The 15,445-nt window shown below is 43.3% G+C and carries 15 protein-coding genes; 6 read left to right on the top strand and 9 right to left on the bottom strand.

The genetic code is table 11. The annotated features are described in order from the left end of the window. Window positions 1-7 precede the first annotated feature (7 nt). From VKA52_RS11385 to rpmH, 9 genes are all read right to left on the bottom strand, one after another. A complete protein-coding gene (locus VKA52_RS11385; RefSeq protein ID WP_160910490.1) occupies window positions 8-769 on the bottom strand; it encodes an SDR family oxidoreductase in 762 nt (253 codons plus the stop codon). Window positions 770-883: 114 nt separating this feature from the next. Next, entirely contained in the window at window positions 884-1,375 is a 492-nt protein-coding gene (locus tag VKA52_RS11390) for a metallophosphoesterase family protein (RefSeq protein ID WP_326315742.1), read from the bottom strand. Window positions 1,376-1,446: 71 nt separating this feature from the next. Then, the gene (gene rsmG, locus VKA52_RS11395; protein ID WP_326315743.1) at window positions 1,447-2,163 is read right to left on the bottom strand and encodes a 16S rRNA (guanine(527)-N(7))-methyltransferase RsmG; all 717 of its coding nucleotides are present in this window, start codon (window positions 2,161-2,163) and stop codon (window positions 1,447-1,449) included. A 17-nt stretch (window positions 2,164-2,180) separates the two neighbouring features. Next, window positions 2,181-4,070: a tRNA uridine-5-carboxymethylaminomethyl(34) synthesis enzyme MnmG gene (mnmG, locus tag VKA52_RS11400; RefSeq protein WP_206946336.1), complete on the bottom strand. Its 1,890-nt coding sequence runs from the start codon at window positions 4,068-4,070 to the stop codon at window positions 2,181-2,183. Between the two features lie 51 nt (window positions 4,071-4,121). Continuing rightward, window positions 4,122-5,498: a tRNA uridine-5-carboxymethylaminomethyl(34) synthesis GTPase MnmE gene (gene mnmE, locus VKA52_RS11405; RefSeq protein WP_326315744.1), complete on the bottom strand. Its 1,377-nt coding sequence runs from the start codon at window positions 5,496-5,498 to the stop codon at window positions 4,122-4,124. 372 nt (window positions 5,499-5,870) lie between these two features. Then, window positions 5,871-6,485 (bottom strand): RNA-binding cell elongation regulator Jag/EloR, encoded by a 615-nt coding sequence (jag, locus tag VKA52_RS11410; protein ID WP_160910486.1) that lies wholly within the window; start codon window positions 6,483-6,485, stop codon window positions 5,871-5,873. After that, on the bottom strand, window positions 6,485-7,243 hold the full coding sequence (spoIIIJ, locus tag VKA52_RS11415) for a YidC family membrane integrase SpoIIIJ (RefSeq protein ID WP_206946334.1): 759 nt from the start codon (window positions 7,241-7,243) through the stop codon (window positions 6,485-6,487). The genes jag and spoIIIJ overlap by 1 nt, the downstream gene beginning before the upstream one ends. 113 nt (window positions 7,244-7,356) lie before the next feature. After that, on the bottom strand, window positions 7,357-7,710 hold the full coding sequence (gene rnpA / locus VKA52_RS11420; RefSeq protein WP_326315745.1) for a ribonuclease P protein component: 354 nt from the start codon (window positions 7,708-7,710) through the stop codon (window positions 7,357-7,359). 264 nt (window positions 7,711-7,974) lie between these two features. Continuing rightward, a complete protein-coding gene (gene rpmH, locus VKA52_RS11425; protein WP_160910483.1) occupies window positions 7,975-8,112 on the bottom strand; it encodes a 50S ribosomal protein L34 in 138 nt (45 codons plus the stop codon). A 672-nt stretch (window positions 8,113-8,784) separates the two neighbouring features. On the opposite strand from rpmH, the gene dnaA reads away from it, so the two are divergent. From dnaA to gyrB, 6 genes are all read left to right on the top strand, one after another. Continuing rightward, window positions 8,785-10,140 (top strand): chromosomal replication initiator protein DnaA, encoded by a 1,356-nt coding sequence (gene dnaA / locus VKA52_RS11430; RefSeq protein ID WP_146814498.1) that lies wholly within the window; start codon window positions 8,785-8,787, stop codon window positions 10,138-10,140. Between the two features lie 175 nt (window positions 10,141-10,315). Further along, window positions 10,316-11,455, top strand: a complete 1,140-nt coding sequence (gene dnaN / locus VKA52_RS11435) for a DNA polymerase III subunit beta (RefSeq protein WP_326315746.1) — start codon at window positions 10,316-10,318, stop codon at window positions 11,453-11,455. A gap of 351 nt (window positions 11,456-11,806) precedes the next feature. Then, window positions 11,807-12,028, top strand: coding sequence for a S4 domain-containing protein YaaA (yaaA, locus tag VKA52_RS11440; RefSeq protein ID WP_160910481.1), 222 nt, complete (start codon window positions 11,807-11,809; stop codon window positions 12,026-12,028). Between the two features lie 9 nt (window positions 12,029-12,037). Further along, a complete protein-coding gene (gene recF / locus VKA52_RS11445; RefSeq protein WP_326315747.1) occupies window positions 12,038-13,156 on the top strand; it encodes a DNA replication/repair protein RecF in 1,119 nt (372 codons plus the stop codon). Window positions 13,157-13,165: 9 nt separating this feature from the next. After that, entirely contained in the window at window positions 13,166-13,450 is a 285-nt protein-coding gene (remB, locus tag VKA52_RS11450; RefSeq protein WP_089650744.1) for an extracellular matrix regulator RemB, read from the top strand. A 65-nt stretch (window positions 13,451-13,515) separates the two neighbouring features. Then, the gene (gene gyrB, locus VKA52_RS11455) at window positions 13,516-15,438 is read left to right on the top strand and encodes a DNA topoisomerase (ATP-hydrolyzing) subunit B (RefSeq protein WP_160910479.1); all 1,923 of its coding nucleotides are present in this window, start codon (window positions 13,516-13,518) and stop codon (window positions 15,436-15,438) included. Window positions 15,439-15,445 lie beyond the last annotated feature (7 nt).

The following is a 15,445-nucleotide window of genomic DNA, read 5'->3' on the forward strand; positions in this document are numbered from 1 at the left end:
ATTTTTCTTATCTTCCTAACCAGCCACCATCAATCGCCAACTGATGGCCGTGTACATAACGAGAAGCATCAGAAGCGAGAAAAACAGCGGCACCGATGAAGTCTTCGGGTTTGCCCCAGTCACCAGCTGGAATACGATCAAGAATTTGCTTGTTCCGGTCTTCATCCTGAATGAGCGCAGTATTCATATCAGTTGCGATGTAGCCAGGGACGACACTGTTGACATTGACTCCTTCTTTCGCCCATTCATTCGATAGAGCTTTCGTCAACTGGGAAACACCACCTTTAGAAGCCGCATAGGCGGGTACGCGAATCCCTCCCTGATAGGACAACAAGGAAGCAAAATTGATGATTTTCCCGCTTCTGTTCGGTACCATATAGCGCCCCGCTTGTTGACAAAGGGTCCAAGTCGTTTTCAGATTGATATTCAGAACATCGTCCCAGTCCTCTTCAGAAAAATCAACAGCATCCGAACGTCTCTGGATTCCTGCTGCATTCACCAGAATATCTACATGGCCAAATGCTTCCACAACGAGAGGTATCGCCTCTTTCACTTGCTCTTTATCATTTAAATCACACGGAATGATGTGACAAGTTCGCCCCTGATCTTCAATTTCTTCCTTAACGTCTACTTGTGAGGTGTTCCTCTGTAGCAAAGCAATATCGGCACCAGCCTCAGCCAGGCCTATAGCCACAGCACGCCCAATCCCTCTAGTTCCACCGGTTACAGCCGCTACTTTTCCATCTAAACGAAATAAATTCTCTGACATTCCAATCCCCTTTCACGCTACAATAGCGTTTACATTCTCTTATATACCATTCTATAATAACAGGGAAATTCCTTTCATTATTTTAAATTAACTCATGAAATTTATTTTCATAAATTAACGAAAGAAAATATGTTCTGCATGGATGCCGTCCTCTGTTAAGGTGAGCCTTCCGAATGAATACATAGGTGACCGCCTTTTATCCGTCAGAGATCCAGGGTTGAAAAGCAGTGTTTTTTTAAAATAACGAAGAACTGGGATATGAGAATGTCCGTAGATCAACACATCCGGGGGATCCTCTTGGAAAGCTTCCAGCACACGCTTTTCCGTCGTCTTTTTATCTCCGTGGCCATGGACAATTCCAATCTGGTACCCTTTCCATTCCAGTGTTTGTTTTGCTGGAAATTTGTCTTGAATATCTTCTCCGTCCACATTGCCATACACTCCAAACACGGGAGCATAGTCTTTCAACATTTCATAAAGCTCTAAAGTCTGCCAATCTCCCGCATGAATGAGGGCATCCACGTCCTTCAATTCTTTTATAAAACGCTTTGGAAGCTGTTTTGCTTTTTTCGGCATATGAGTATCTGACAGCACAAGGATTTCCATTCTTACCCCTCCTCTTTCTCTTATTCCCTAAAAAAATAACCTCTCTACCCTTAGGCAGAGAGGCAAACAAGTTATTGAATCGGTGTTTTATTCGGTGTTCCCGCTTTTCTCGGGTATTTCTTCGGTGTTTTTCTTCTTTTTTCAATGATGGCGATGTTTCGCTCACTGCCCTCTTCGGGCAATTCAAACGTGTGAACATCAAGAACTTCCCCACCGACAATTTGAATAGCAGCTTTAGCGTCTTCCATTTCATCTTTCAAGTTCGGACCTTTCATCGCCATGAATCTGCCGCCTTTCGCAGCCAAGGGCAAACATAACTCACTAAGGACGGACATTCGCGCAACGGCGCGTGCCATCACAAGGTCATAACTTTCACGGAAATTCGCATTTTTCCCGAAATTCTCGGCACGATCATGATAAAATGCGACATCATCCAGCTCCAATTCGTGGGCTAAGTGGTTCAAAAATGTGATTCGTTTTTTCAAAGAATCGACAATCGTCACTTTCAACTGTGGGAAGACGATTTTCAAAGGTAAGCTCGGAAAACCGGCCCCCGCTCCGACATCACAAATACGGAGCGGTTGATTGAAGTCATAGTAGAAGGCTGCCGTCAAAGAATCATAAAAGTGTTTCAAATAGACGCCTTCCTGATCGGTGATTGCCGTAAGATTCATTTTTTCATTCCACTCGACGAGAATCTCAAAATACTTCTCGAACTGGCGCTGCTGGTGATCGTTAAGCTCTATGCCATGTTCATCTAATGCTTTAAGAAAGGTATTGATATTCATAAGTCCATCCTTTCAAATTATTCCCCGGATACGCGGGCGATTTTCCCTTGTTCAATATAAACAAGCAGGATGGAAACGTCCGCGGGATTGACCCCTGAAACACGAGAGGCCTGCCCGACAGATAGAGGTCGCACGGATTTCAGACGATCACGGGCTTCTGTCGCAAGACCATGAATCGCATCATAATCGATATCCTCAGGAATTTTCTTCGTCTCCATCTTTTTCATGCGGTCGATTTGTTCCAGAGCTTTTTTAATATAGCCGCTGTATTTCACCTGGATCTCCACCTGCTCTTTAACATCATCAGGCAGGGAAGCATCGCTTGGGGTCAAGCGTTCCAAGTGACTGTAATTCATTTCCGGACGTTTCAGTAAGTCTGTTGCACGAATGGCGTCTTTCAGTTTCGATCCACCCGCTTCTTCAATGACAGCTTGAACCTCTTCCGTCTCTTTCAAAATGACTTTGTCGAGACGCTTTTTCTCTTCTTCGATCAAGCGCTTCTTCTCCTTGAAACGCTCATAACGATCTTCAGGAATTAAACCAAGTTGATAGCCGATTTCTGTGAGACGAAGATCCGCATTATCGTGACGAAGCATCAAGCGGAATTCCGCGCGTGACGTAAGAAGGCGATATGGTTCACCCGTTCCCTTAGTGACAAGGTCATCAATCATAACGCCAATGTAACCTTGAGAACGGTCAAGGATTAATGGTTCAAGGTCGAGCGCTTTCGCAGCGGCGTTGATTCCTGCCATCAAGCCTTGCCCGGCAGCTTCTTCGTATCCGGAAGTTCCGTTAAGCTGTCCAGCTGTGAACAGGCCTTCGATCTGCTTCGTTTCAAGTGTCGGCCATAACTGTGTCGGCACAACGGAATCATACTCGATGGCATACCCTGCACGCATGATTTCCGCTTTTTCAAGACCTGGAACGGTACGCATCATTTCATTCTGCACGTATTCTGGAAGAGAAGTGGAAAGACCTTGGACATACACTTCTTCTGTATCTCTTCCTTCAGGCTCAAGGAAAATCTGGTGACGCGGTTTGTCATTGAAACGAACGATTTTATCTTCGATGGATGGACAATATCGCGGCCCTGTCCCTTTGATTGCTCCTGAATACATCGCAGATAACCCTAAGTTATCGTTAATGATTTTGTGTGTATCTTCATTCGTGTACGTCAGCCAGCACGGAATTTGATCGGTGATGAACTCTGTCGTTTCATAGGAAAAGGAGCGTGGTTCTTCTTCTCCCGGCTGAATTTCTGTTTTGGAATAGTCGATCGTGTGACTGTTGACACGCATCGGCGTTCCGGTTTTGAAACGGACCATTTCAATGCCCATTTCCTCCAGCTGTTCAGAAAGTGAAACCGTTGAACGTTGGTTGTTTGGGCCACTTTCATACGACAAGTCGCCAATGATGACGCGTCCCCGCATGAATGTACCTGTCGTCACAATGACAGTTGGAGCATAGTAGGCTGCTTTCGTTTCTGTTACGACACCTTTGACCTGATTATCTTCTACCAGTACTTTTTCAACCATCGCCTGGCGAAGCGTCAAGTTCTCCTGATTCTCAAGAACCCGCTTCATTTCTTTGATATACAACGGTTTGTCTGCTTGTGCACGCAACGCACGCACAGCAGGGCCTTTTCTTGTGTTCAAAAGTCGCATTTGGATGTGGGTTTTATCAATAACTCGACCCATAGCTCCGCCTAATGCATCAACTTCACGTACAACAATCCCTTTTGCGGGACCACCAATGGACGGGTTACACGGCATAAAGGCAACGAGGTCGAGGTTCAAAGTCAGCATTAACGTTTTCGCTCCGCGGCGCGCGGCAGCAAGACCTGCTTCTACTCCGGCATGACCAGCACCAATAACAATTACATCATAATGCCCTGCATCATATGTCATTCGGATGACTCTCCTTTTTTTATCATAATGAATAGCGTTTAAACAGAACGTTTATTTTCCTAAGCAGAATTGCGAGAATAATTGATCGATCAAGCTCTCGTGAACGGTATCCCCGACGATTTCCCCGAGAATCTCCCACGTTCTTGTGACATCGATCTGGACGACATCAAGCGGAACTCCCATCTCCATACCATTTTGGGCATCTTCGAGGGCTTGTTTCGCCTGTTTTAATAACTGAACATGACGGACATTCGAAACATACGTCATATCACCAGCATCAAGATCTCCTTCAAAGAATGTATCGCCAATCGCCTGTTCCAATTGGTCAATCCCTTCTTCACGGATCAAGGATGTTGTAATCACAGGGTGATCCCCGGCCAATTCCTTCACTTGATTAAGGTCTAAGCGTTGTTCCAGATCCATTTTATTAACAATCACGATAATATTCATATCGCGGATGGCTTCGAAAAGTTTTTGATCCTCTTCGCTCAGCTCATCCCCATAGTTTAACACAAACAGGATCAGGTCAGCTTCTTTCAGTACTTGCCTCGAACGTTCAACACCGATTTTTTCCACGATGTCTTCTGTCTCCCTGATCCCCGCTGTATCTACTAGACGAAGTGGAACACCGCGAACATTGACATACTCCTCAATTACATCACGGGTCGTTCCTGGAACTTCCGTCACAATCGCTTTATTTTCATGGACAAGAGCGTTCATCAATGAAGATTTGCCGACGTTAGGACGGCCGATAATGGCCGTTCCCAGTCCCTCTCTTAATATCTTCCCTTGCTTCGCTGTTTCCAGGATGCGGGTGACTTCTTCGTGTACTTCTTTTGTTTTCTCTTCCATCATTTCATGCGACATCTCTTCAACGTCATCATACTCTGGATAGTCGATATTCACTTCCACATGGGCGAGCGTTTCCAGAAGTTTTTGTCTTAAATCCTGAATCAAGTTCGATAATCGCCCATCCATCTGCTTTAAAGCGACATCCATAGCCCGGTCCGTTTTTGCACGAATCAAGTCCATGACTGCTTCCGCTTGGGAAAGATCGATACGACCATTCAAAAACGCGCGTTTCGTAAATTCACCGGGCTCAGCCAATCTGGCGCCACTCGCCAGCACAATCTCCAGCAATCGGTTGACCGAAACGAGGCCGCCATGGCAGTTGATCTCGACAATATCTTCTCTCGTAAAAGTCTTCGGGGCACGCATGACAGATACCATCACTTCCTCGGCCATTTCGCCCGTCTCAGGGTCAATAATTTTTCCGTAATGCATCGTGTGGGAATCGACTTCATTCAAATCCTTCCCCTTGAAAAGGCTGGCAGCAATCGCCACGGCCTCAGGTCCACTTAAGCGGACAATGGCAATCGCCCCTTCTCCCATCGGGGTCGAAATGGCGGTTATTGTATCTGTTTCCACACGCACTCACCTCCTGAAAATTTTTGATTTATATTTATCCACAATAGGAATATTATTAATGTCACTAACAAACTAGCTTACCACACCGCCACGTGTTTTGAAAAGATATCAACACGTATATTCCCTCATTCCGCCCCTTTTAGTTATCCACATGTGCATAACTCTTCCTATCATTTTCTCCACCATACCAGGGAACAATACGACTACCAGCTATTTATTGAACGAACTGGCAGGATTGTTGAGGACTCAGTTTCGAGATGCCTCGAGGTTCGTTGCCATGTTGAGCGGAGTCTCGCAACTTCCCAACCACCCATTCGAATCCATAAAAAATGCTCCTGTTCATGAAAGATGAACAGAAGCATGAGTAACACATTATTGAGGTCGAATGACGACGTGCCTGCGGGGATCGTTCCCGTCAGAATCGGTCTCGATTTTTTTATGGTTTTGCAATGCGCTGTGTATGATTTTTCTTTCATACGAAGGCATAGGCTCAAGCTTCACTTCCTGATTTGTCCGTATCGCCTTCTCAGCCAATCGATGCGCCAGGTTTTCTAAGGTTTCTTTTCTGCGACCACGATATCCCTCAGCGTCTAACATGACGGTATAGAAAACATCGGACTCGCGATTCACGACAAGTTGAGCCAAATATTGAAGGGAATTCAATGTTTGGCCACGTTTGCCAATCAGCATCGCAATCTTTTCACCTTCAAGCTCCATGTAAATGTCGCGCTGACGGAGCTCGGTTCTTACCTGGACAGGAGCGCCCATTTGTTCTGCTACTTCATAGATGAATGTTTCAACGTCCTGCACTGGATTTTTCTTGATCGTTACTTTTACAATCGCTGGTTTCGTACCAAAACCGAGAAATCCTTTTTTACCTTCATCAATGATCTCAACATCGACTTGATCTCTTGATGTGCGTAATTGCTCTAGTGCTGTTTGGATCGCCTCATCAACTGTAGTTCCCGTAGCAGTCCATTGCTTCACTAGTTTGCTCCTCCTGTCTCATCTTTCATCATTGGTCTACGAATGAAAATGGTTTGAAGAATCATGACAACGTTACCGACAATCCAGTACAACGCAAGGGCAGATGGGAAGAAGAATGCGAATGTACCAATCATCAATGGCATAATATATAGCATCATTTGCATTTGTGGATTCTGTGCAGCCGCGCCTCCGGCCATCATCAATTTCTGCTGAAGGAACGTAGTTCCCGCTGTCAGAATCGCTAGAAATGGATCTGATTGTCCAAGCTCAAGCCATAGGAAATTATGGGTTTGAACTTCCTGCGTTCTCATAATCGCATGGTAGAAACCAATCAGGATCGGCATCTGTACGATAATCGGCAAACACCCAGCTAGTGGATTGACGCCGTTTTTCTGGAAAAGCTGCATTGTTTCTTGTTGAAGCTTCTGTTGAGTCTGAGCATCTTTAGAAGAATACTTCTCTCTCAATTCTTTCAATTCCGGTTGAATATCCTGCATCGCTTTTGAACTTTTCAGTTGTTTGACGTTCAATGGCAAAAGCAAGACGCGGATAATGATTGTAACGATAATAATCGCCAATCCGTAACTTCCATTCGTGGCATCAGCGAAAAACAACAATGTTTGTGATAATGGATAAACAATATATTCATTCCAAAATCCTGTACTATCCGAGGTGATCTCTTGGTTGACGTCCATACACCCGGATAGGAACGTAAGCATACCTGTCATCGCGACCAGGATGAGTAATTTATTCCGCAACGTTCCTTCCTCCTTAATGAAATCGCTCTTCTATCTTTTTTTAAATACAAACCGATGAATGACTATACGACAATCATAAGTTTAGCATTAGTTGACACCATAATTCTATATGATTACGTGTGAATTTTTTTATTTAATAGCTTTGACCGTGATAATACGTGGGTCAGGCTTTTCTTTATCTCATGAAATTCCATTTGATTGGTCGGTTTCCGTGCAATGATGACAAGGTCATAATTCGGGGGGATCTCTTCCTCCAGTTCATGAAAGGCTTGCCTGAGATACCGCTTGATCTGGTTCCGCATGACCGCATGACCGATTTTCTTACTGACAGATAAACCGATTCGAAAATGGGATTGCTCTTCCTTTTTCATATAATAAAGGACCAGCTGGCGATTGGCGAACGACTGCCCGCGACGAAAAACCTTTTGAAATTCTTCATTTTTTTTAATACGATAAGCTTTTTTCATCGAACACCCTCCAAAATCACATACAAGGTGGCTTGGGCAGACCATTTTGCCTTCCACTATTTACCCAGCAAGAGATCTTTTACCATTATGTAGAAAAATATCTCTTTTTATCCTTCTCTCACCTTTTTGGTGACTAAACATCTATAAAGAATGAAAAAAGCATTCTAAGTTCTTCTTTTCTATAAAAAACAAAAGAGGGACGAAGATCCGCCCCTTCTTTTGACCATTATACTGAAAAAAAGACCACTGATTGTTTTCAGTGGCCTATGCTGATAGAACTTTTCTTCCTTTACGACGACGACGTGCAAGAACATGACGACCATTCTTACTGCTCATACGTGCACGGAAGCCGTGTACTTTTTTGCGCTTACGATTATTTGGTTGAAACGTGCGTTTACTCATTATATATACACCTCCTGAGGAAAATTCCAATAATACATCTAAAAGGCAGTCCCGATTAGTATAATAAATCCCCTTGCTTTTTGTCAACTTTTATTTTAAGGATGAATCCTTAAAGATCACTCCCGTTATATAACAGCTCTGTACTATAACAAACGAAAGCATATGTCTAAAATAAGCGAACAAACTCTCCCCCTGGCGAACATTCACAGGATCTGTGTATAATTTAAGCCTGCGTTTTCTACTGTCCACAACAAATATCGACAAGAAAATCACAAAATATAGTGTTGTGGATGACTTTTGTCTACAAGGCGTTGAAATTGTGGATAAGTTAGCGTGAACCATTGCAACTGCCGTTTTTATCTGGTATTATATTTGTGTTTAACCGTGAATGACTTCTGAAGACCATAAATCTTTTCCACAGATTGTGGATAACGTGTGGACAGTTATTAACACGACTGTTTATGCAGTTATGCACAAGAGTGTGGATATTGAAAATAACTTTCTAGAACTCTAGTAAAATCAACTCTCGGACATCCACATCCGATCAGAGGTTTTTTAACGACATCTATTATACAAACCTTATACGATTACCTTTCGATCCTTTTGCTACGTTCGAAAAAGAGAACGAAAGGTTTTTTTGTTTTCCACTGAAACAGAGAGGGGTGAAACAATTTGGAGAACATCAATGAATTATGGAACAATACGCTCGAGCAGATTAAAGAAAAAATCAGCAAACCGAGCTTCGAAACATGGCTGAAAGCAACTAAAGCAGATTCTTTAAATGAAAATACGCTGACGATCGTTGCTCCGAATGAATTCGCCAGAGATTGGCTTGAAAATCAATATGAGAGCTTGATTACGGAAACTTTATATGAAGTGACTGGGGCGGAACTTGATACAAAGTTTATTATTCCGGAATCCAAGGACGACTCCCTGGAAGATGTGAAACTATCATCTAAAAAAGTACCGAATGTAAAAAACAATGGAAACGAAGAGTCACCGCAAAGCATGCTGAATTCCAAATATACCTTCGATACCTTTGTCATCGGCTCAGGCAACCGTTTTGCTCATGCAGCTTCCTTAGCTGTGGCAGAAGCACCAGCCAAAGCCTATAATCCCTTGTTTATCTATGGTGGCGTAGGGCTTGGTAAAACGCACCTGATGCATGCGATCGGACACTATGTACTCGATCATAATCCTAATGCCAAAGTGGTTTATCTATCATCTGAAAAATTCACGAACGAATTCATCAATTCCATCAGAGACAACAAAGCCGTCAACTTCCGGAACAAATATCGAAGTGTCGACGTGCTTTTAATAGATGATATACAGTTCCTTGCAGGAAAAGAACAAACACAGGAAGAGTTCTTCCATACGTTCAATACACTCCATGAAGAAAGCAAGCAGATTGTCATTTCCAGTGACCGTCCGCCTAAAGAAATCCCGACACTGGAAGACCGCCTGCGCTCACGATTTGAATGGGGATTAATCACGGACATTACTCCTCCTGATTTAGAAACAAGGATCGCCATCCTTCGTAAAAAGGCAAAAGCAGAAGGGCTGGATATCCCGAACGAAGTGATGCTTTATATCGCGAACCAAATCGATACAAACATCCGTGAACTGGAAGGTGCACTGATCCGTGTCGTCGCTTATTCTTCTTTAATCAATAGTGATATCAACGCATCGCTTGCAGCGGAAGCTTTGAAAGATATCATTCCAAGCTCCAAACCCAAGGTCATTACAATTGAAGCCATTCAGGAAATGGTCGGTGAAAAATACAATGTGAGATTGGAAGATTTCCCGGCGAAGAAACGCACAAAATCTGTCGCCTTTCCAAGACAGATCGCCATGTATCTCTCAAGGGAACTGACAGATTTCTCGTTGCCGAAAATTGGTGAGGAATTTGGAGGCCGTGATCATACGACGGTCATTCATGCCCATGAGAAAATCTCAAAAATGGTGGCAGATGATCAACAGCTGCAAAAAGAGTTGGATGAAATCAGAGAACAGTTGAAATCTCACTAGTGGATAATGTGAATAGTGATTGCACGTTCGTCAACACTCTGTCCACATGTGGATAACCTTAGTAAATCAACGTTTATCCTTGTTATCCACATTTCCACAGCCCATACTAGTACTATTACTGCATTTTATAATAAAAATAATTAATATATGCTCAATTAGGAGGAGTGTATTCAAAATGAAATTTGTTATCCAAAGGGATCAATTGATCAATAGTGTTCAAAACGTCATGAAAGCCATCTCTTCCAGAACTACGATTCCAATTCTTACTGGAATGAAACTCGAAGCAACAGAAGAAGGAATCAAATTAACAGGTAGTGATTCAGATATTTCGATTGAATCTTTCATTCCTAGTGAAGAAGACGGCATTGTTTATGTAGAAAACATTGAACCGGGAAGCATTGTACTTCAGGCTAAGTATTTCCCTGATATTGTACGTAAACTTCCTCAAAATACGGTGGAAATAGAAAGTGACCATACTCGTAATGTCACGATACGTTCGGGGAATGCAGAATTCCATTTGAATGGACAGGATCCAGAAGAATACCCGCAACTTCCTCAGCTTCATACAGAAGAGAGCTTTGAACTGCCGATTGACCTTTTGAAAAATTTAATACGGCAGACAGTTTTCGCTGTATCTACTTCTGAAACAAGACCAATTCTAACGGGAGTTCATGTAAAACTTGAAGACGGGAGCCTGGAATTCATAGCAACCGACAGCCACAGGTTAGCCTCACGTAAAATTCCATTGGAACAACCGGATGGAAAATCTTTACCGGCGGTTGTCATTCCTGGTAAAAGTTTGACGGAATTAAACAAAATTCTTGATGATTCCGAAGACACGATTGAAGTGAGTGTGACAGAAAATCAGGTGTTATTCCGTACGAAACATCTTTATTTCCTTTCACGTCTGCTTGATGGAAATTATCCTGAAACTTCCCGCTTAATTCCCGAACAGAGCAAAACCATTGTCAAAATCGATACAAAAGAATTGCTGCAATCAGTAGATCGTGCGTCTCTTCTCGCGAAAGAGAATCGCAACAATGTTGTTCGTTTAATTACAAAAGAAGACAATCATCTTGAAATTACAGGAAACTCCCCGGAAGTAGGGAATGTTGTCGAAGAAGTGATGGCGACTGCTGTCGATGGAGAAGATTTGAAGATTTCCTTCAGTGCCAAATACATGATGGATGCACTGAAAGCGGTCGATTATGACCAGGTAAAAGTCGAGTTTACAGGAGCTATGCGTCCATTCTTGATCCGACCTGTCGATGACGACCAGATTTTACAATTGATTCTCCCTGTCAGAACTTATTAAATCTTAGAAAAAGGTAAAGGTAAAAAGGTGCTTTATGTTTTGCATAGAGCACCTTTTCTTATTGGGCAGTTTTGGTGGCTTACTTGGAGAGACATTGGATTAGAAGTGACTTTGTTCATGTCTGTTCGTTTCAAAGAACTTATTACTTAGGTAGCTAAGTTTTTTTGGGAGACAGTGAAAAATCGAATATGAGTGAATGATGAAAGAATAGATAAAATACACAAGCTGAAAACTCCATAGTATGGGGATGAAAGAGGCATACAGACCTGTTTCGTCTTCTCACACTTTCTTTACACACCTATCTTTAGTAAAATGAAAAATAGGTGAATTCATGAAATAGGGTGAAATGATATGAACGAAGAGATCGGTATCAGTACAGAATATATTCCATTAGGGAAATTTTTAAAATTAGCCAATATTGTCGAATCTGGTGGAATGGTGAAAATTTTCTTGTCGGAATTTGAAGTTTTGGTAAATGGAGAACCTGACAATCGTCGTGGCCGCAAACTGTATGTGGGCGATACAGTTGAAGTGGAAGAATTCGGCAGCTTCACTGTCGTCGAAGAAGCTTAGGTCAGGCGTATGTATATCCATGAGTTATCATTACGTTCATTCAGGAACTATGATGAGCTCTCATTGACGTTCGACCATAAGATCAATGTCATCATTGGTGAAAATGCCCAGGGAAAGACCAATCTGATGGAAGCGATCTATGTACTCGCTTTTACGAGATCCCATCGCACTCCGAGAGACAAAGAACTGATACAGTGGGATGAAGAGTATGGTAAAATAAAAGGGAGTATCTTTAAACGTAATCGTCGCTTCCCTTTAGAAATCATCGTTTCTAAAAAGGGGAAAAAAGCGAAGTTGAATCATATTGAGCAAAAGCGTCTGAGCGACTATATCGGCGCTTTGAACGTGGTGATGTTTGCACCTGAGGATCTCAATCTTGTAAAGGGGAGTCCTCAGGTGCGTCGTCGGTTTATTGACATGGAAATCGGCCAGATCCAGCCCACATATATTTATCACTTAGGACAGTACCAGAAGATTCTCAGACAACGAAATCATCTGTTGAAAGATTTACAGCGTAAGCCGGGAGCGGACCGGACGATGCTCGGTGTTTTGACAGAGCAGCTGATTGAACATGCAACGACAATTGTCGAACGCCGGTTTAAATTCCTGCAGCTCCTAAGATCATGGGCTACACCGATCCACGAAGGAATCAGTCGGCAGCTGGAGCAGCTCGAAATTGCTTATGATGCGAGTGTACGAGTATCAGAGGATATGAATTTGGAAACAATAAAGAATACATTCTCTGAAAAATTTACAGAAATTGAATCAAAAGAAGTGGAACGCGGGACGACGTTGGCAGGACCACATAGGGATGATTTGGTTTTTTACGTGAACGGAAAAGATGTCCAAACGTATGGGTCACAGGGCCAGCAGCGGACGACAGCTTTGTCTTTGAAACTCGCTGAAATAGAGCTTATTCATAGTGAAGTAGGCGAATACCCCATTTTGCTTCTCGATGATGTACTTAGTGAACTGGATGATTTCAGGCAATCGCATCTGCTTCATACGATTCAAGGAAAAGTGCAGACGTTCGTTTCTACGACGAGTATTGATGGAATTGAGCATGAAGCACTGGAACAAGCGGAAATTTTCCGTGTGAAAGAAGGAACGATAGACGTAGAGAAATGAGGTGGCGAATTGTTCATTCATATCGGGGATGATCACGTCATCCAGTCGAAGGATGTCGTGGCGATTATTGATCATAGTTTGATTTCATCTTCTTCCATCATCGAAGAGATGATTCATAACCAACGTAAGGAAAAGCAGGTCATTGAAACGGAAGACCACCAGGCGAAAGCCATTGTAATTACGAATGATGTCATCTATTTCAGCCCACTATCTGTCTATACTTTGAAGAAACGGGCGAACATGATGACGACACTGAACAAACTGGAAGATTTCTCGGAAGAGTCCGATTTTTAATATATCCATAGATATTAGACGTAAGGGATTAGAGATAAACCACTTGAGAAATGTAGGTGAGTACCATGAAGGAAGATATTATCGAAGAGCAGCAGGCATATGATGAGAGTCAAATACAGGTACTGGAAGGTTTAGAAGCGGTAAGAAAACGTCCAGGAATGTATATTGGTTCAACCAACGAAAAGGGCCTTCACCACCTCGTATGGGAAATCGTTGATAACAGTATTGATGAAGCGATGGCCGGTTTTTGCGATCATATTCAAGTCGCGATCGAAAAAGACAACAGCATTACGGTTACCGATAACGGCCGTGGTATTCCTGTCGGGATTCAGGAGAAAACAGGACGTCCCGCTGTTGAAGTCATATTGACCGTTCTTCACGCCGGAGGTAAGTTCGGCGGGGGCGGATATAAAGTATCCGGGGGACTCCATGGTGTAGGGGCGTCCGTCGTAAACGCCTTATCTACGAAACTGGAAGTGTTCGTCCACCGTGATGGAAATATCCATTACCAGGCTTATCACCGTGGTGTTCCAGAAGAAGACTTGAAGGTGATCGGAGAGACTGATCAGACCGGAACACGTATTCAATTCAAACCAGACCCTGAAATTTTCTCGGAAACAGAGGAATATAAGTTCGAAATTCTGGCTAATCGTTTGCGTGAGCTCGCTTTCCTCAACAAGGGGCTTACGATCACTATCGAAGATAAACGCACAGATGAAGAGCCTGTGAATTATTATTTCGAAGGCGGAATCCTTTCTTATGTCGAACATATGAACCGCACGCGCGAAACCCTGCATGATGCCTTCTTCATTGAGGATGAGCAGGACGAGATTTCCATAGAAATTGCCATGCAGTACAACGATGGATTCGCAAGCAACATTTATTCCTATGCCAACAACATCCATACGTATGAAGGCGGGACACACGAATCCGGGTTCAAAACCGGTTTGACACGTGTGATCAACGACTATGCACGTAAAAACAACATGTTCAAGGAGACGGATCCGAATTTGACCGGCGACGATGTCAGGGAAGGTTTGACAGCGATCATTTCGATCAAACATCCGGACCCGCAGTTCGAAGGTCAAACAAAGACGAAGCTCGGAAATAGTGAAGCCCGTACCGTTACGGACTCTCTGTTCTCAGAAAGCTTCACAAAGTTCCTTTTCGAAAATCCAAACATGGCGAAAACGATTGTTGAAAAAGGATTGATGGCTTCAAGAGCAAGAATGGCCGCGAAGAAAGCTCGTGAATTGACGCGCCGTAAAAATGCGCTAGAGGTATCCAACCTGCCAGGTAAATTGGCGGACTGTTCGTCCAAGGATGCGAATATCTCTGAACTTTACATCGTTGAGGGTGATTCTGCCGGTGGATCTGCCAAGCAGGGACGAGATCGTCATTTTCAGGCGATTCTGCCATTGCGCGGTAAAATCATCAATGTTGAAAAAGCACGCCTGGATAAAATCCTTTCCAACAATGAAGTACGTGCCATTATTACCGCTCTTGGTACAGGAATCGGTGAAGAATTCGATATTTCAAAGGCACGTTATCATAAGATTGTCATCATGACCGATGCCGACGTCGATGGTGCACACATCCGTACTTTACTATTGACGTTCTTCTACCGTTATATGCGTCCATTGATTGAACATGGCTATATCTATATCGCTCAGCCGCCGCTTTACAAGATCCAGCAAGGAAAAGCGATCTACTACACGTACAGTGATAAGCAGCTGGATGCGAAGCTTGCCGAGCTGTCCAACTCACCTAAGCCCGGTGTTCAGCGCTATAAGGGTCTTGGAGAGATGAACCCGGAACAGCTTTGGGAAACGACAATGGACCCTGAAACGAGAACGATGCTTCAGGTCAGCTTAGAGGATGCGATGGGGGCGGATGAAACCTTCGATATTCTTATGGGAGACAAAGTCGAACCGCGTCGTAACTTCATTCAAGAGAACGCCCAATACGTACAAAACCTTGATGTTTAATATAAAA

The sequence above is a fragment of the Halobacillus sp. HZG1 genome (assembly GCF_035818575.1).
Lineage (GTDB): Bacteria > Bacillota > Bacilli > Bacillales > Halobacillaceae > Halobacillus > Halobacillus litoralis.

What these genes read in the sequence shown, in the direction of transcription:
- VKA52_RS11385 (WP_160910490.1), bottom strand. Translation starts at nt 769, where the DNA reads ATGTCAGAGAATTTATTTCGTTTAGATGGAAAAGTAGCGGCTGTAACC.
- VKA52_RS11390 (WP_326315742.1), bottom strand. Translation starts at nt 1,375, where the DNA reads ATGGAAATCCTTGTGCTGTCAGATACTCATATGCCGAAAAAAGCAAAA.
- rsmG (WP_326315743.1), bottom strand. Translation starts at nt 2,163, where the DNA reads ATGAATATCAATACCTTTCTTAAAGCATTAGATGAACATGGCATAGAG.
- mnmG (WP_206946336.1), bottom strand. Translation starts at nt 4,070, where the DNA reads ATGACATATGATGCAGGGCATTATGATGTAATTGTTATTGGTGCTGGT.
- rnpA (WP_326315745.1), bottom strand. Translation starts at nt 7,710, where the DNA reads ATGAAAAAAGCTTATCGTATTAAAAAAAATGAAGAATTTCAAAAGGTT.
- rpmH (WP_160910483.1), bottom strand. Translation starts at nt 8,112, where the DNA reads ATGAGTAAACGCACGTTTCAACCAAATAATCGTAAGCGCAAAAAAGTA.
- dnaN (WP_326315746.1), top strand. Translation starts at nt 10,316, where the DNA reads ATGAAATTTGTTATCCAAAGGGATCAATTGATCAATAGTGTTCAAAAC.
- yaaA (WP_160910481.1), top strand. Translation starts at nt 11,807, where the DNA reads ATGAACGAAGAGATCGGTATCAGTACAGAATATATTCCATTAGGGAAA.
- recF (WP_326315747.1), top strand. Translation starts at nt 12,038, where the DNA reads ATGTATATCCATGAGTTATCATTACGTTCATTCAGGAACTATGATGAG.
- gyrB (WP_160910479.1), top strand. Translation starts at nt 13,516, where the DNA reads ATGAAGGAAGATATTATCGAAGAGCAGCAGGCATATGATGAGAGTCAA.